At 63.9% G+C, this 16,035-nt stretch carries 16 protein-coding genes; 13 read left to right on the plus strand and 3 right to left on the minus strand.

All coding sequences use genetic code 11. From position 1 onward, the window contains the following. Position 1: 1 nt before the first annotated feature. The 6 genes from H147_RS0108770 to H147_RS0108790 are packed head-to-tail and all read left to right on the plus strand — an operon-like array spanning position 2 to position 5,121. On the plus strand, positions 2–970 hold the full coding sequence (locus H147_RS0108770) for an NAD-dependent epimerase/dehydratase family protein (protein ID WP_019954982.1): 969 nt from the start codon (positions 2–4) through the stop codon (positions 968–970). Then, entirely contained in the window at positions 967–1,788 is an 822-nt protein-coding gene (locus H147_RS0108775; protein WP_019954983.1) for an MBL fold metallo-hydrolase, read from the plus strand. The genes H147_RS0108770 and H147_RS0108775 overlap by 4 nt, the downstream gene beginning before the upstream one ends. Beyond that, positions 1,779–3,035, plus strand: coding sequence for a hypothetical protein (locus H147_RS0108780; RefSeq protein WP_019954984.1), 1,257 nt, complete (start codon positions 1,779–1,781; stop codon positions 3,033–3,035). Before H147_RS0108775 ends, H147_RS0108780 begins: the two co-directional genes overlap by 10 nt. Then, a complete protein-coding gene (locus H147_RS21240) occupies positions 3,032–3,373 on the plus strand; it encodes a hypothetical protein (protein ID WP_211216534.1) in 342 nt (113 codons plus the stop codon). Before H147_RS0108780 ends, H147_RS21240 begins: the two co-directional genes overlap by 4 nt. A 51-nt stretch (positions 3,374–3,424) precedes the next feature. Further along, the gene (locus H147_RS21245; RefSeq protein WP_245541127.1) at positions 3,425–4,141 is read left to right on the plus strand and encodes a GNAT family N-acetyltransferase; all 717 of its coding nucleotides are present in this window, start codon (positions 3,425–3,427) and stop codon (positions 4,139–4,141) included. Next, positions 4,138–5,121: a Rieske 2Fe-2S domain-containing protein gene (locus H147_RS0108790; protein ID WP_019954987.1), complete on the plus strand. Its 984-nt coding sequence runs from the start codon at positions 4,138–4,140 to the stop codon at positions 5,119–5,121. The genes H147_RS21245 and H147_RS0108790 overlap by 4 nt, the downstream gene beginning before the upstream one ends. Here the strand turns inward: H147_RS0108790 and H147_RS0108795 are convergent. Genes H147_RS0108795 through H147_RS0108805 form a run of 3 tightly spaced genes read right to left on the minus strand, consistent with a single transcriptional unit; the run spans position 5,106 to position 7,332 of the window. Next, entirely contained in the window at positions 5,106–6,251 is a 1,146-nt protein-coding gene (locus tag H147_RS0108795) for an ATP-grasp domain-containing protein (RefSeq protein WP_019954988.1), read from the minus strand. The two genes, H147_RS0108790 and H147_RS0108795, sit on opposite strands and share 16 nt — an antisense overlap. A 5-nt stretch (positions 6,252–6,256) precedes the next feature. Continuing rightward, on the minus strand, positions 6,257–6,946 hold the full coding sequence (locus H147_RS0108800; RefSeq protein WP_019954989.1) for an RES family NAD+ phosphorylase: 690 nt from the start codon (positions 6,944–6,946) through the stop codon (positions 6,257–6,259). Further along, positions 6,943–7,332: an antitoxin Xre-like helix-turn-helix domain-containing protein gene (locus tag H147_RS0108805; RefSeq protein WP_019954990.1), complete on the minus strand. Its 390-nt coding sequence runs from the start codon at positions 7,330–7,332 to the stop codon at positions 6,943–6,945. Before H147_RS0108805 ends, H147_RS0108800 begins: the two co-directional genes overlap by 4 nt. 537 nt (positions 7,333–7,869) lie before the next feature. Between H147_RS0108805 and H147_RS0108810 the strand changes: the two genes are divergently transcribed. The 7 genes from H147_RS0108810 to H147_RS0108840 are packed head-to-tail and all read left to right on the plus strand — an operon-like array spanning position 7,870 to position 16,026. Next, positions 7,870–10,155: a phage tail sheath family protein gene (locus tag H147_RS0108810; protein ID WP_162561651.1), complete on the plus strand. Its 2,286-nt coding sequence runs from the start codon at positions 7,870–7,872 to the stop codon at positions 10,153–10,155. A gap of 12 nt (positions 10,156–10,167) precedes the next feature. Next, the gene (locus tag H147_RS0108815; protein WP_019954992.1) at positions 10,168–10,644 is read left to right on the plus strand and encodes a phage tail protein; all 477 of its coding nucleotides are present in this window, start codon (positions 10,168–10,170) and stop codon (positions 10,642–10,644) included. An 8-nt stretch (positions 10,645–10,652) separates the two neighbouring features. Continuing rightward, positions 10,653–11,390 carry a hypothetical protein gene (locus H147_RS0108820; RefSeq protein WP_019954993.1) on the plus strand — a complete coding sequence of 246 codons (738 nt, stop codon included), beginning with the start codon at positions 10,653–10,655 and terminating at the stop codon, positions 11,388–11,390. Positions 11,391–11,403: 13 nt separating this feature from the next. Further along, a complete protein-coding gene (locus H147_RS0108825) occupies positions 11,404–12,252 on the plus strand; it encodes a hypothetical protein (RefSeq protein WP_019954994.1) in 849 nt (282 codons plus the stop codon). After that, positions 12,249–13,601 (plus strand): Pvc16 family protein, encoded by a 1,353-nt coding sequence (locus tag H147_RS0108830; RefSeq protein WP_019954995.1) that lies wholly within the window; start codon positions 12,249–12,251, stop codon positions 13,599–13,601. Before H147_RS0108825 ends, H147_RS0108830 begins: the two co-directional genes overlap by 4 nt. Beyond that, entirely contained in the window at positions 13,601–15,331 is a 1,731-nt protein-coding gene (locus H147_RS0108835; protein WP_019954996.1) for an ATP-binding protein, read from the plus strand. Before H147_RS0108830 ends, H147_RS0108835 begins: the two co-directional genes overlap by 1 nt. Then, positions 15,328–16,026 (plus strand): hypothetical protein, encoded by a 699-nt coding sequence (locus H147_RS0108840; protein ID WP_019954997.1) that lies wholly within the window; start codon positions 15,328–15,330, stop codon positions 16,024–16,026. The genes H147_RS0108835 and H147_RS0108840 overlap by 4 nt, the downstream gene beginning before the upstream one ends. Positions 16,027–16,035 lie beyond the last annotated feature (9 nt).

The raw sequence follows: 16,035 nt of genomic DNA on the forward strand, positions 1-16,035 counted from the left end.
CATGACGGTGTTGGTGACAGGCGCGACGGGGTTTCTGGGCGGGGCGGTGCTGCGCCATCTGGCGTCCACGGGGCAGCCTGCCACCGGGCTGGGGCGCGATGTGGCGCGCATCGACGCCATACGCGCCCAAGGGCTGGACTTGCGTGCCCATGACCTGACCCGCCCGCTGGACCCTGCCGATTTCAGCGGGATCAGCGCCATCGTGCATGGCGCAGCGCTGTCTGCACCTTTTGGGCCAAGGCTGGACTTCATCGCCGCGAATGTCACCGCAACGCGCAATATAGTCGCATTGGCGCAGGCGTTGCGGGTGGCGCGGCTTGTGCATATCTCCAGTGCGTCGGTCAGTTTCGCCCCGATGGACCAGTTGGACCTGCGCGAAGATGCCCCCTTGCCGCGGCCGTTCAACGCCTATGCCGCGACCAAGGCACAGGCCGAAAAGATCGTGCTGGACGCCCCCGCGCTCGGCCCGATCGTGCTACGCCCGCGCGGGATTTATGGCGCGGGCGACACAGCCTTGTTGCCGCGCCTGCTGCGTGCGGCCGGGCGGGGCCCGCTGCCCCTGTTGCGTGACGGTCGGGCGCGGATCGACCTGACGCATGTCGATGACGTCGTCGCCGCCGTGATGGCAGCGTTGCGCGCCGGGCCGGACGCGACCGGCCAGATCTTCAACATCACCGGAGGCGAGGTGATCCCCGTGACCCAGATCGCCCGCCGCGCCTGCGCTGCCGCGAACCAGCCCCTGCGCTGGCGCAAGATGCCGCTCCGCCCGGCCATGGCGATTGCCGGTGCTGTCGAAATGACATGCATGCTGCTGCCGCACCGCCCTGAACCCGCAATCACGCGCTATGGCCTTGCGCTTTTCGCCTATGCGCAAAGCCTTGATATCACCAAGGCCCGCGACCTCTTGGACTGGTCGCCGCTCGTGCCGTTCGAGGTTGGATTGCAGCGCACCTTTCAGGTCGCGTCGTGACCGCGCCCGTTTTTGCCAACAGCGCCCTCGTCAAGGCCCCCGAGCGGTTCGTCCTGCGCGAGGCACCATGGCGGCAACGCGCGCTTTGGGTACGCTACGGGCTCTATCTTGGCGCAGCGTCAGGGCCTGTGCTGATCGACACCGGCTATACGTCGCATGCGCTGCATGACGCGGGGCGCAGCGCGGCGTTGCGGTTCTATGGGCGCGCGCTCGGTGCCAGCTTGCAGCCCCGAGGCCAGCCCGTGCCGTTTCTTGCGCGCCACGGGTTGCGACCCGAAGAGATCACGACAGTCGTCGTCACCCATTTCCACGCCGATCACGTGTCGGGCCTGCGGCTGTTTCCCAACGCGCGGTTCATTGCCGCGCGCGCGGGATGGGACGCGCTGCGCGCACATGGTACGCTGGGCAATCTGCGCCATGCCGTGTTTCCCGAATTGCTGCCGCCCGATTTCGCGGACCGGCTGGACCCGATCGAACGCAAACCCGCCGTACGGACCGATCATGGCACGGCCTATGATCTGATGGGCGATGGTGCCCTGCTTGCCCTGCCTTTGCCCGGTCACGCGGTCGGGCATGTCGGACTGCTGTTTACCCGGCTTGCAAAGCCACTGCTTTACGCCGTCGATACGCAATGGATGCTGGCCGCCTTGCCCGCGCCACGCCGACCGGGGTTTCCTGCGATGCTGGTCGCGACCGACCGCGCGGCGCAGGCGCGGTCGTGCGATCTGGTGGCCGGGGTCGCGGCCGCGGGCGGGGACGTGTTGCTGTGCCACGATCCGACACCCACGATCTATGACGAGGCGGCACCATGCGCCTGATCCGCGAGACCCTGCGCAGCTATCAATCAACCCGCCGCCTGTCGCATCCGGGCCTGTCGCGCGGCGCATTCGTGGCGGCACAAGGCCAGGCCCTGCGCCGCTGGCTGGACAATGACCTGCCGCGGGTTGCGGCCTTTGGTGCGGCCCCGCGCAATCTGGACGACCTGCCCGTCATGGACAAGGCACAGCTGATGGCGAACTTTGCGCGCTACAATTGTGCGGGTATCAGCGTCGATCAGGTCCGCACTGCCCTCGGAGCGGATTGCAAGGTCGGGCCTTTCACGGTCGGCGCGAGCACCGGCACGACAGGCAATCGCGGTTATTTCGTGATTTCCGATCTGGAACGCTATCGCTGGCTTGGCGCGCTGCTGGCCAAGGCGATGGCGGGGCTTTTGTGGCGGCCGCAGCGCGTGGCGATCATCCTGCCGCAGGACACGCGGCTTTACAGCAGCGCTCGGTCGGTCCCCTTCCTGGAACTGCGGTTCTTTCCGCTAAGCCAAGGCGTCGATAAATGGCGTCGCGCACTCGCGGCTTATGCCCCCACCGTCATCGTCGCCCCGCCCAAGGTCCTGCGCCATTTGGTCGAAGACGGCCCGCGGCTTGCGCCGCGCCGTGTCTTCAGCGCTGCGGAAACGCTGGACCCGATCGACCGCGCGGTCATCGAACACGGTTTCGGCCTAACGCTTGGGCAGATCTACATGGCGACCGAGGGGCTGTTGGGCGTGACCTGCGCCCATGGCCATCTGCATCTGGCCGAAGATTCCGTGGCATTCGAATACGAACCCGTTGGGGATGGTCTTGTATCGCCGCTGATCACCAGCTTCCGCCGACAGGAACAGATCCTTGCGCGATACCGGATGAACGATCTTTTGCGCCTTTCGGACCAGCCCTGCCCCTGCCAATCCCCCTTGCAGCGGGTCGCCGAAGTCGTGGGCCGGATGGATGATTGTTTCCGTTTCGGCGCGGTTCTGGTGACGCCCGATGTGCTGCGCAATGCCGTCGTGCAGGCGGATGCACGGATCACCGATTTCCGCGTCATCCAGCAAACCGACGGTGCCGTGACATTGGTATTGCCACATGCCACCCCGCCCGATGCGATCGGAACGGCGCAATCGGCCTTGCAGGGGGCTCTTGCCCGTCTTGGTGCGCAAACCGCCATCACTGTCACCCACGATAACCTTGCGCTGGATGTCAGCCGCAAATTGCGCCGCGTGGAATGTCGGCTGCCTGCGGACCTGCGGCGATGACCCCCGAACGTGTCGCCAATACGCCGGACATGGTCGCACGCTTTGTGGCCCTGTTTGAGGCGCATCCGGTGCCAGAGCTGATCACCAACCTGCAAACCAAGGTGGACCAGATCCTGATCGACGGGCGCGCCTATCCGCTGACGATCAACGACCGCGCCCAGCGTGGCAATTGCTATATCTGCAATCCTGTCAGCGCCTATATCGACTATGCCATCGACGAAACCCGTCATTTCCGGTCGCATCCCGCGCTTTTGCTGGCGATCCGCGCGCTTGTTCACGCCTGTGCGCCCATCGTGCGCGCCAGCGGCATCGACCATCAGGTGCAGATCAACAACTAGCTGTTTTCGACCAATCCGGTCCCGACATTGGCGGCGCAGGCCGTGGCCGAAATGCGCGACAGCCTGACCGCAAGGTATCCGGACCGCGCTCTGGTGCTGCGCTCGCTCAACACCGTCGCGGATGGGGCGACGATCGAGACGTTGCGCGCTGCCGGTTTCGAGTTGCTGCCGGCACGCCAGATCTATCTGTTCGACGGCGCGGCGTCCGACCCGCATAGCACGAATATGAAACGCGACCGCCGCGCGCTCGCGCAGACCGATTTGCGCCTCGTCGCCGATGATGGCGTGACCGACGCCGACTATGCGCGGGCGGCCCGGCTTTACGAGATGCTCTATATCGACAAATACACGCCATTGAACCCGCGCTACAGCGCGCTTTACCTGCGGCGGATGCATGGGGCCGGGCTGATGCGCCTGCGCGGTTTGCGTGCAATGGATGGGGAACTGGTCGCCGTCACCGGGCTATTCGTCAATGGGCGTACCTTGACGCAACCGATTGTCGGCTACGACACCACCCGCCCGCAACAGGAAGGGCTGTACCGCATGGTCATGGCAATGGCGCAGGACATCGCGCTGGCCGAGGGTCTGTTCTTCAACATGAGCGCGGGCGCCGCCAGCTTCAAACGCCACAGGCAGGCGGTGCCGGTGATCGAATACACCGCCGTTTACGCAGCCCATCTGCCGCGTCCCCAGCGCAGCGCGGTCCGTTTCATGAGACGCGTTCTGGTGCGTGTCGGTATCCCCTTGCTGCAAAGGTTCGCATTATGACCGCAGATCATTGGCAAGCTGTCGCCCTGTCGCGCGAGCTTCGCAAACGTCCCTTGCGGGTGATGCATGACGGCGTGCCAGTCGTGCTGTTCCGCGCCCAAGGTGGGATCAGCGTGCTGGTGGACCGCTGGCCGCACCGCATGATGCCGTTGTCGTGCGGCCGTGTCGTGGAAGACACTCTGGAATGTCCCTATCACGGCTGGCGGTTCGGCACGGATGGGACTTGCGTGGCGATCCCGGGCCACATCGGTGATCTGCCACGCACACGGATCGCCCGCTATGCCGTCACCGAACAGCAAGGGGCCGTCTTTGTTGCACGCGGCCAGCCCGATGCCCTGCCCTATACCCATGTCATGGCACATCAGTCGCCGGCGCTGCGCCTTGTCAAAAGCAGCGCGCGCGGGCGGCTGGCGGATGTGGCCGAAAACATCCTTGATGCAACCCATACCCATTTCACCCACAAGGGGCTGCTGCGCGGTCTGTACGCCCGCCGCCAGCGCGTGACGGTGGATGTCACCGGGGGCCAGGATTGGGTCGAGGCGCGATATACCGGAGAGGACAGACAGGACGGGTTGGTCAGCCGCCTGCTGGACGGCGCGCGGACCACGACGATCGGCCGGTTTCGGCACCCCGGTATCGCAGAGTTGGAATATTGGGGGCCGCGTGGGCTTGTGCTGGCCACGACGTTTCATCTGCGACAGGCCGATGCACAGACGGTCGCAGGGATCGGCTGGCTTGCCGGACCCCGGCAGCGCGTCGTGGGGCAAATCAAGGCCCTGGCCTTCAAGCCGCTCTTCGCCATCGCGTTGGCGCAGGACCGTCGCGTGTTGCGCGCAGCCTCTGAAAATGCGCAGCTTGCCGGCTCACCCGATCCGGTGATCGGTCCCTTGGATTTCCTGCGCCGCGATATCATGGCGATCATCGCAGGCGACCCGCCCGCGAGCGCAACAGCACCGCGGCGGCATCAGATCGACCTTTGATCCGGGCCGTCCCATTCGATATCGCGGGTCGCGGCCTTTTGCAGGCTGGTCCGGTCACGTCGCGCGATCCGGGCAATCTCGGCCAAGGGGCGCAGTTGCTTGGCAATACCAAAGCGATCGTCCGGCCAGTCCATCACGTCGCCGACCGTCGCGCGCGCTTGGCGGAACGCCTGCCAGCCGCCTGCGCGCAGGACCTGCGGCAGACCGTAGAGCCACAGCGCCAGCGGCACGCCCTGGGGTTGCGTCACATCCGGCACCGCGACAGCCGCGCCACTGATCGCCGCCGCAAAAGGCGCAGGGTCGCGGAAGAAATGCAGCCCGCTCGTGGCGCGCGGGTTGCATTCAATGGGCAGGACCGTCCCGTCAGGCCTGCGGATCAGATCGAACGAGATCTGGCCGGTCCAGCCCGTGCCTGCAACAAAGCGCGTCACGAATGCGGTCACACCCTGATCCTGCACCGGCGCAAAACAGACAGAAGCGCCCAAACCAGCGCGGATCAACCCGCGATAGGCCGACAACGCCGTGACCCGTCCGGCATGGGCGACCGCGTAAACGCACAACTCCTGCCCCGCGATGAAATCCTGCGCCACCCAAGGCGCGGCCGGGCCGGGGGTGATCCGGTCCAGACGCGCGGGCCGGATCACGGTCTGCGTCGCGAACCGGGACCAGACGGGTTTGAACACAAGACCCGACGCCTCTGGGGCAAGGGCGTCCACATCTGCGGCGTTGCGCAGCAGGCGGGTCTGCGGTGCGGGCAGGCCAAGTTCCTCGCACAACAAGATGAATCTGTATTTGTCGTGGACCTGTTCCAGACGGGCTGCATCCGGTGCGAACAGGCGCGCAGGCATGGCGCTGTCGCGCCAGATGCGACCCAGATACAACACCTCCTCGCAGGTCGGGATGACGGAATCAATCTCTAGATCACGCAACAACCGCCGCAACACCTGTGTCGCGCCCGGCAGATCGGCGCGCAACGATGGCAGAACGTGATAGCCTTGATGCAGCCTCGAGGCTGCCGCAAGCGGTTGCCGCAGGCTGTCAGCCAGATGCACCACATGCCCCGCCCCTGCCAGCAGACGCAGCAGATGCAGCGCGACAGGCGCGCGGGCGCCGGTGATCAGGAACCGCATGCGCTCTAAATCCCCGCGATCGTGAAGGCGGGCGTGCCGTCCCAGATCAGCCGCCAGCTTGCCCCTGGCCTGACGTTCTGGATGATCCCCGGATCGAAAGCGACAAAGCATCGTCCGCCCGGATGCCGCACCGACGGATAAATCAGCCCGCGATGGCCTTCGCTGCGCAATGCGGCGGCAAGGCGCTGCCCCGCCGGATAGCCGCGCCCCGGATCAGGGTCGAGCGCGGGATGCGCATCACCATGCAGATCGGGAAAGTCGCCGATGAAATCGGCCAGCAGTTCGACATACCGCGCCTCATCCTCATAGCGACCGATGAACCCAAGCTCGCGCGTGCGGTGGAACCCGACTTCTTGTGCGCTCGTCAGCATGTCCCATGCACAATACCATGCGCCGCGCCCGCCATCATTGAAGCGGTTGCCCGTGGGCCGGGTATAGGTGAAGGCGGCGTTGATATGGCTTTGGCCGTAAAGGCGCAGGTCTTGCGACCGACGCGCGAAGGCCAGTTCGCGACGGTCCAGCGCCGGGCTGCCGTCGCGTTCGGCGATCAGCCGGGCACTGGTCTGCCCTTCGATCTCGGCCAGCAGCGCCGCTTCGGCGTCGCTGTCGACCAGCCCGCGCAACACCGGCGGCTTGTGGTGGGTTTCCGAAATCAGCCGGACCAGCGCCCGGTCCCGGAGCGCGGTGGTCTTCACACCCCGCCCCGCAGCGCATCGACATATCCGCGCACGCGCAGGATTTTCGGCAGCCCGCCCGCGATCATTGCGTCCACAGGCCGCGCGCCGTCGAACTCAGGCCCCCGATTGGGGAGTCTGACCCATTCATCTGCAATCGGTGCGCCGAAATAGAGCTGCAACGACTTGTAGATCCCGACCAGCGCGCTCAGGCGCAACATCTGGTCATGCGTCAGATCACCTGCGAAACCGGGCTTTCTGGCGCGCTTCCATGTCGAATCCGACAGATCTGCCAACGCAGCCGCGTCCCGCAAGCTCAGCGACCACGCCGCGGCGATCCGCGCATAAGCTTTGAGAGCGACCGCCTGTCGTTCGGGCGCGATGCGATCCAGAACACGGTTTTCCATTGCGTCCTCCTGACGATCCTATTGGCCAGATAAGGCCATATGGACCGATTTGCAATGCCATATGATCCAAGAAGATCTGTCAGAACGCCCATGGATGATGCCGGAAGCAGGTAAAAATACTGTCTTTCGACAGGCGCGAGCAGGTCGCGATTCCCATGATCGGGGGGGTCCTGCGCGTAATGGGCGCGTGTTTCTGTCCCGCAATGCGCAACAATACATCACGCAAGTATCACTGAAACGTGATGTCTCCAGATCGTTTTGCAGCGGGGTCCGAAATTCCGAAAATGTCGTAATATCATAAATTTGCAGGCCTTTTATCATATAAATCACCTAGGCACGCGACGATATCTTGCGCGAGTGATCGGCGCAATTTCGCCTATAGCGTGAACCGTCCGGATATTTTTCTAGGAAGAAAGCGGCGCTGTGTCACCATTCAGGCAACATTATGTACCAAGGGGCAAGGTCATGTCTGTTGCTTTATCTCCCGGTGTCAGGACATTCGAACATCCTTCAGGTCTGGCCGTTGTCAGGGGCGCGGTGTCAAACCGACTTCTGGCGGTGGGCATGGCGCGCAAGGGACCTATGGGCGTCCCCGTGCGATTGCGCGATTTCAACCAGTTCGTGGAACATTTCGGCGACGACATGGGCTATGGCGAATTGGGCGTGCAGATGCGTCAGTTCTTCACCGCGGGGGGCAGCGATGCCATTGTGGTGCGTGCGGCGAATGGGGCGGTGCCGTCCGATATCACCCTTGCAAACGAAGCGGGGGTCGACGTCCTGACCCTGCGCGCGCTGGACGCGGGCGTGTCCGGCGACCAGATCCGTGCAGTGGTCGATTACGCCACACCGGACCCGGAGCTGACCTTCAACCTGACCGTCTACCGCGAGACGATCGATGCGCAGGGGCGGTTGGGTCGCGTGGCGGAGGAACGCTATCCCAGCCTGACGATGGATCGCAATGCGCCGAATTACATCGAAATTCAGGTCAATGGCGTATCGAAACTGGTCACAGCAATCGTCGATGATGACCCCGGTGGCACAGTGACACCGCCTTTGAACGTCGACAATTCGGCAACGCTGTTCAGCCAGTCGGGGATTTACTTTGCAGATGCCGATGCGTTTCTGACGGCTTTCGCCGCATTGACCGATCCGACGATCATGGTGGAAATTGACGGGTCCGGCCTTGCCATCGCCAATCTTGGTCCGGCCATCGTGGCAGGCGATCCCACTGCGACACTGACCGGCATTGCAGCTCAGATCAACGCAGTGCTGGGGCAGCAAAACCTGTCGGCACGCGTCGGCGCGAGGCTGGAGGGAAATGCAACCGGAGTCGCGCTGCGCATCGCAGTCACATCCATCGACGGCACCCGGTCGATCCGTATCCTGCCTGCACTTGCCAATGACGCCACCGGCGCATTGGCACTGGGCGCGGCGCGCGGCGGGGTCGAGGTCGCCGTCTATTCGGGTTTCCGACCGCAAATCTCTGGCTTTCACACGCGCCCCTTTCCGGCACCTGGTGATTTCGCAACGATCGAAGGCCTGTTGGCCCCCGCACCCGCACCTTACACGATCAATTTCACCGATGGCACCGCCGCGGGCACGACCGCGGCACTTGCTTGGGGCACGGCGGGGGCTGCGGCGCTGCTGGATGACGGCGACCCCGCGACCCCGCTGTCGCTGAACGGATTGCGCATCAACCTTGACGGGTTGGTCGCGGCGCTGAACGCGACGGTCGGAACGGCCTGGCGCTTCGCACGGCACGGCTTGCGCATATCGGGCCAAAGGACCGACGGCGCGGTTGGTCCGGCCCGCGCCGCCGCGGTTTCGGCGATCCCGGCTGTTGTGACGAACTATTTCAATGGCGCTGTGGCAACCCGTCCAAGCGCCGCGCTGGGGCAGGACGGTGGCGTGTTCGGCGACAACGGAAGCGCCCCCTTGTTGGAGCATTACGAGACGATCTTCCGCATCATTTCGCGCGAGGTCGACATCTTCAACATGATGATCCTGCCGCGCGGGCACAACCAGACTGACGCGGCACGATCCATGGTCTGGGGTGCTGCCAGCAGTTTCTGCCGCGACCAGAACGCGCTGCTGATCATCGACCCGCGCAGCGACAACGGCACCTGGTCGAATGTCGATGCCGTCGTCGCCGATGCGGCCGATTTCAAGACCGGCATCCTGCCCGAAGTGTCCTGCACCTTCTGGCCGCGCGTGCGCACCGCCGTCGGCGCGCGCGAAATGCATGTCGATCCGTGTGGAACGCTTGCCGGTGTCATCGCGAGCACTGTCGGCCGGTCGGGCGTCTGGCGCGCCGCAGCAGGGCTATCCGCCCCGCTGACGGGCACGACCGGGTTGGAATATCCGATGTCAGAAGCGGACAACGGTGTCATCAACCCCCGCGCGATCAATGCATTGCGCGCGAAATCGACCGGGGTCGTGTGTTGGGGCGCGCGCACGTTGGCAGGCGACGACGCCTTCAGCAACCGCGACTATGCGTATATCAACGTGCGCATGACCACCGATTTCATCAAGAATTCGGTGTCCCGCGCCCTCGAAGGGTTTCTGTTCCAGAACAACAACCCCACGACCTGGGCGAATATCGAACTTATGGTGAAATCCTTCATGCAGGGGCTGTACCAGAAAGGTGCGTTTCGCGGCACCACCGCCGAGGCGGCCTATGACGTGCAATGCAATGCGTTCACCACATCGCTGGCGGATATCCAGCTTGGTGTCCTGAATGTCTGGGTCATGTTCGCACCCAACTTTCCGACCGAGTTCATTCACCTGCATATCAAGCACAAATTCCAGCAGCCATCGGCATAAAAGGAGGCTTTCATGGCCATCGTTCCGGTCACTGTCAGGTCCATCCCGCTGACAAACGCGTTTTTCGAATTGTATCTCGATCAGGAACTGGTCGCCGCAGTGACTGCGATCGGTGCGATCAAAAGCAGTGTGGCGGCCAACGCCTCCAAAAGCGGCACACAGCTTTATTCTGTCTACAGCCCCGGTGCCGTCACCTACGAGGCCTGCGAAATCAAACAGGCGCAGGTGCTTGATGTGGCGCTGCCGAACTGGTTCGAACTGGTCCACAGCCCGGTCAGCGCCGGGCGCATTTCCATCGACGACATGAAAAAGGATATCCTGATCAAGGTGAACGACAGCCAGATGCGTCCACGGATTCAGCATGAACTTTACGCCTGTCTGCCCACGTCGATCGCGTGGGACGCGCTCGATTCCAACGCCGAGGCGAACACGTTTCTCTCTTTCACGATCCAGTATGAATATAGCCAGACCAAATACCTGGAGGCATGAGTTGAAAATTGGAACCCGCAGCCGGACAGGTCATTTACGGTATCAACGGGCGTGACCGTTATGCGTTCGCGCCGCTTGACGATGCGGCGCTGTTCGACATCGGTGCGGACCCCGACCGGATTCTCTGTGCGGTCTTGTTGCCTGACGCGGGGCTGATCCAGCCGCAGGATCTGGGTGCGCTGCCGATTGTCGACGCCGAACTGATGCTTGCGCATTTTTGTGCCACGACATTCGGCGATGCCATCGGCCACAATATCACCTGCCGGTCCTGCCAAAAGAAATACGGCGTGGAATTTTCGCTGTCGACCTATGCCGGACTGCTCGCCGCCGAGGTGGTGCCGCACAGGCTGCCCGATTTTCGTGGGCATCCGTTGCGCCTGCCCAGCCGTGACCTTGTCAGGACAACCTCGCCGACCGCCGAAGGACTGGCCCGCGCCGTCTGGCAAAAGCAGGGTGTCATCGCCGCCGAAGAACTTCAGGCGCTGGAGGCCTATCTGGAAAAATCCTGTCCCGTTCTGCAAGAAGACATCACCAGCCCCTGCCCTGCCTGCCAGACCGAGCAATCGTTTCGTTTCGTACTGCGCGACTGGGTCGTGATGAAACTGCGCAGCCGGCTGAAACAGGTCCTGATGCAGGTGCATCTGCTGGCCACCGCCTATCACTGGCGGACTGCCGATATCTTTGCACTGAGCCGGGCCAACCGGATGGCCCTGATCGACACCATGCGCAGTCACGCAGCGCGTTAGGGATGGGTCGGGCATGAGCGGGTATTTCGACAAACTGATCCAGAGCTACGGGCCCGCAGCCGACACGCCGCCAGCCCAGATGCCCTGGATGGCCGAAGTCGCCGCACCGCCGGACCTGACACCCGACGGCACCCTCGCCCCCGCGCCCGCGCAGATAGCACCCAAGGTCACCGCCATCCCGGAACAGAACCCGCCCCCGGTGCAGCCATCGTTGGTCGCAGCGCCGGTGCCCCAGCCTGACGACCGGGTCCTGCCAGCCGCGCCAAGCCTGGCCACATCCCCAGCCACGATCACGCCCGCCGAGGTCAGCGAACCCGACACCGCCGGCACAGAGGCGACCCCGCTTGATGTGCCTGACGCGACAAACCTGGCCGTGCAGGTCATCCACCAGCAGGATCTGCACGAGACGCATCTGCACCACACGGAAACCCATCTGCACCACCATGACCATCCGTCACGGATCGTGGCCGTGGCCGATCCGGCGCCAGATGACCCGACCTCGCCGCAACGGCCGGACAAAGACACTGCCGATCCCCCGCAAGACGATATGACCACCGCATTGGCCGCACTCGAGACGCATCTCGCGCGCACGTTGGCGGGGTTGCACGGCCCGACACCGCACCCTGTCGCGCCGGTTATCACGCCCGCCGATTTCGAACCCGACGGATCGCAGTTGCCGCCTCCCGCAGAAACCGAAACGATCCGCGAAGTCACGCGCGAGGTCGTGCGCGAAATCCACCACCATCATGAAACCCGCATTGCCCCGCCACCGCGCCCGGCACCGCAAAGCGCGCAGGACGCATCCCGCATCGGGCCAATCCGTTTTGCCTCTGTCTGGAACAGCGGGGGGCATGCGGGATGAGCGTTTTCAGCCTGTCATCAGTCACGGCCAGCCTGCAAGCCTTGTTCAAGCTGAACATCGAATCGCGGCTGGCGAACGCCTACGTCGTCAACACCAGCGCGCTGTCGCCGCTGGACGTAGCCCCGCAGGCGCATCTGGTCAACATTTTCCTGTTTCATTTTCACCCTGAAGGCAAACAGACCATCCACGAAAATCCCGCCATCGACCCGCCGATGCCGATGAGCTTTTCAAAACCGCTGACGCTTTATTATCACCTGACGGCGCATCACAACGCAGCGCAAAGCGCACATCTGGCCGAGCAGGACCTGCTGGGTCATGCGCTTGCGACGCTCATCGACCGCAGCACGGTCAACGATGAGCTGATGATCGGCGGGGTCGCCGTCCTGGATGCGGCTCTGGCCGATGACGCCAATGCTTTCGAGCTGGAGGTACTGACCAAGACAGACGGCGAAGCGCTGAATATCTGGGCCGGATATGAGGGCGGCGCGATCCGCCCCAGCCTGTATTTCAAGGTGAAAAACGTCAGGCTGAAGCCGGAGACGCCGCTATCCTTTTCTGGTCCGATCCTGTCGATTGGCGAACTGGTCGTGCCCAGCATGGGCCCGCGCATCACGTTCATGCAAAGCCGCATCACCGCCCGCGTGCCGACAAGCGCGGGCCTTGTGGAACGGTCTTTCCCGCGCAATCCCGCCGAAATGTTCATCGGCGCTGATGCGCCGGATCGGCAGATCGTGCTGCAAGGTCGCGGGATAGATCCAGGCGCTGGTGTCGAACTGACCCTGCCGGTCGCCGCAGGACAGGAACGGTTTCGTGTCGATTTTGCCGATAATCAGTTGCTTGGCTGGGCGATCGTCGGTGATCGTGACAGCGTGACGATCACATGGGCCGACAATATCCGTCGGCCAGTCGGAGGCGTACCGACGGCGCTGGCGCTCTCCCCCGGACCGGCGCAGATCAGGCTTTTCAAGACCGAATACATGACGCGTGACGGCAACCTGCATCCGGTCGAAATGCCCTCTAACCCGGTCTCGATCACCCTGCATCCGCATATCGCGGACATCGCGCCGGTCGCGGGGCGCCGGTATCGTATCAGCCTTGACGGCGGCTATGACCTGACCGCGCTGGCGCCGGAGATCGACCACGGCAGCTTTATCCGGCTGGCCATCGGAGGCACCGTTTATCAGGTGGCTGACGCGCCTGACGGCCTGGCTGCGGGACAATGCGCGATCGCGGACGCGCTGGGTGTGGATGTCATCCTCGACGCCGCCGCCGATGAAACGGCGCTTGCCTTTGTCCAGCTTTGGGTGCGGGACGCGGTCAGCCAGCCGTTCTGGATGGGGGGCGCGTGATGAACAAGTTCACGTCGGATTTCCATGCAGACCTGAACGCGATCACCGCACGGGTCAAGGCGGCACTTGGCCAGGAAAACGACGCCGCGCTGGCGCATGACCTTGCCCGGTTTGACCGGCTCGCGCGGATGTTCCGGCTGGGCGCGGCGGAACGCGACCTGCTGCACTGCCTGATCGCCTGCCATACCGACCCTGCGCTTTACCATCGTTTCGCGGAACAATCAGGCTTTGCCTATGTCACCGAATATCTTGTGCGTCGCCTGTTCGATCACGGTCCCGCACCGATCTATGCCAGCGACAGCCCGCTGAACCTGTGGCAACTGGTCCATGCGCGCGACATGGGGCCGGGCCAGCCTGTCGCGCTGGAGCTTGACCTGGCCGTGTTGGAATGGCTGGCGGGAAAGCCGGGGCTCGAGCCGCGCCTCATCAAGCGCCTGTCGCGGCCCGAGCCCGCCCAACGGGACGGCGATACAGCCGCCTTCGCGCCGTTCCTTGCGGCTGTCGCGCAGCATGTGCCGGTGATCTGTCTGGTCGCACCGGGCGACGGCGGCGACATTGCCACGACGATGGCCGCGATCACCGCGCAGACCGGTCTTGCGATCTGGTGCGTCCGGGACAGCGCCACGCCGCTCAGCGATCTCGACATCCTGAAAATCCACCGCTTTGCCCATGTGCAGGGCGCAGGCCTGTTCTGGGCAAAAGCCGCGCAGGATTGCCTTGATCCGGTGCTGGTGCCTGGCGCACAGGTGCAGATCGGGGTCAGGCAAAAGGGGGTCCGCATCACGCCGCCCCATAGCACGCGCATCATCGCGCTGGACCCGCTGACCACGCCACAACCGCAAGCCGCCCAGATCGCACGCAAGACCGAGGCGCTGCAGGATTGGGCGGTCGCCCTCCCCACCCACATGGGTTTCAACGATCTTGTTCTGGAACCGGGGCTGAAAACCGCGCTGCGCGGTTTTGTTGCCGAAATCCGCGCCCATGCCGATCTGTGGCAGGACGCCGAGGTCGCCCGCGTCTATGCGCAGGAACGCGCCCTGACCGCCCTGCTGCAAGGGCCGCCCGGCACCGGCAAGACCCTGACCGCGCGGGTGCTGGCCGCCGAAGCGGGGATGCCGCTTTACCGTGTCGATGCCGCCAGCCTGACCAGCAAATACATCGGCGAGACCGCCGAGAACATGCGCGCCCTGTTCGATGCGGCCAACGGGTCGGGGGCGATGCTGTTCATCGACGAATTCGACGCGATCGTGGGCAAGCGCACCGAAACCCGCAATGAAATCGCGCGGTCCTACAACCACGACACCGCCTATTTTCTGCAACTGATCGAAACGCGCTTCGACGGTGTGGCGCTTTTTGCCAGCAACCGCCCGATGGACATCGACGAGGCAATGCACCGCCGCATCCGCAAGGTGTTCGATTTCCAGCTTCCCGAAGCCGCCGAACGCCGCGCCCTGTGGCAGCTCGCGTTGCAGCCGTTCGGACCATCCAGTCAGGTGATCGCGTTTTCGCTGCTGCTGGCCGAAAGTTTCGCCTTTACCGGATCGCGGATCAAGGCGGTCGTTCTGAACGCCGTGGCGCTGGCGCCGCAGGGCGGGCCGCGTGTGACCGTCCCAGGCCTGCGCAGCGCCGCCTTGGCCGAGGCCCGCGCCAACGGCCGCCTGCCCGCACGGCGCGAATTGCAGCAACTCGAGAGCTTTGGCACAGGTCGCACGCAGGAGGATGGCAGATGAGCCTGTCGGAACCCCCCGGAAAAACCGTCCAAGGCGCGCTGATCCAGCTTTTTCCCGGTGCGGGGATCACCGGCATCGCCAATGCCATCCCCAATATCGTGCAATTCGACATCAACCCGACCGAGCTGACCCGCAGTTTCACGCCATGGAAGGTCGATACCGAAAACGACGTGCCCGCCCCCGGCGCCGGTGTGCAGCCGATCACGGTGCCGCAGTCGTTTACCGGGTTCAAGATCGTGCTTGACCCCTATGCCGCCAAAAATTCCGCGATCCCAATCAATTTCCTGAGCGTCGAGGCGCGCCTGTCCGCCCTGCGCAAGATGATCGAACCGTCCAAAGGGCTTTTGGGCGATCTGGTGGCCTCGGTGTCGGATCTTTTGAATATCGAACAGGATTATACCCCGCCCGAGATTGCGCCGGTGATCCTGTGGCTGGGCGCGCGGATCATTCTGCCGGTGCAGATCGAAAGTTTCTCGATCACCGAACACCAGCACGACCAGCTTTACTATCCGGTGCGCGCCACCGTCACGCTGTCGATGAAAGTGATGACCCCCGACCAGTTCCGCTGTGCCAATTCCCCTGCCGCCGAAATCGCCATTGCCGCCTATGAATATACCCGCGTCCAGCAAGACCTGAGCGCGCTTGTTTCCGCCGCCGACATCTCGCCGCTATGGCGGCTTGTCGCCCCGATCTAGGACCTGACC

It is taken from the genome of Yoonia vestfoldensis DSM 16212, from assembly GCF_000382265.1.
Classification (GTDB): Bacteria; Pseudomonadota; Alphaproteobacteria; order Rhodobacterales; family Rhodobacteraceae; genus Yoonia; species Yoonia vestfoldensis.

What these genes read in the sequence shown, in the direction of transcription:
- H147_RS0108770 (WP_019954982.1), top strand. Translation starts at nt 2, where the DNA reads ATGACGGTGTTGGTGACAGGCGCGACGGGGTTTCTGGGCGGGGCGGTG.
- H147_RS0108780 (WP_019954984.1), top strand. Translation starts at nt 1,779, where the DNA reads ATGCGCCTGATCCGCGAGACCCTGCGCAGCTATCAATCAACCCGCCGC.
- H147_RS21240 (WP_211216534.1), top strand. Translation starts at nt 3,032, where the DNA reads ATGACCCCCGAACGTGTCGCCAATACGCCGGACATGGTCGCACGCTTT.
- H147_RS21245 (WP_245541127.1), top strand. Translation starts at nt 3,425, where the DNA reads ATGCGCGACAGCCTGACCGCAAGGTATCCGGACCGCGCTCTGGTGCTG.
- H147_RS0108790 (WP_019954987.1), top strand. Translation starts at nt 4,138, where the DNA reads ATGACCGCAGATCATTGGCAAGCTGTCGCCCTGTCGCGCGAGCTTCGC.
- H147_RS0108795 (WP_019954988.1), bottom strand. Translation starts at nt 6,251, where the DNA reads ATGCGGTTCCTGATCACCGGCGCCCGCGCGCCTGTCGCGCTGCATCTG.
- H147_RS0108805 (WP_019954990.1), bottom strand. Translation starts at nt 7,332, where the DNA reads ATGGAAAACCGTGTTCTGGATCGCATCGCGCCCGAACGACAGGCGGTC.
- H147_RS0108815 (WP_019954992.1), top strand. Translation starts at nt 10,168, where the DNA reads ATGGCCATCGTTCCGGTCACTGTCAGGTCCATCCCGCTGACAAACGCG.
- H147_RS0108825 (WP_019954994.1), top strand. Translation starts at nt 11,404, where the DNA reads ATGAGCGGGTATTTCGACAAACTGATCCAGAGCTACGGGCCCGCAGCC.
- H147_RS0108830 (WP_019954995.1), top strand. Translation starts at nt 12,249, where the DNA reads ATGAGCGTTTTCAGCCTGTCATCAGTCACGGCCAGCCTGCAAGCCTTG.
- H147_RS0108835 (WP_019954996.1), top strand. Translation starts at nt 13,601, where the DNA reads ATGAACAAGTTCACGTCGGATTTCCATGCAGACCTGAACGCGATCACC.
- H147_RS0108840 (WP_019954997.1), top strand. Translation starts at nt 15,328, where the DNA reads ATGAGCCTGTCGGAACCCCCCGGAAAAACCGTCCAAGGCGCGCTGATC.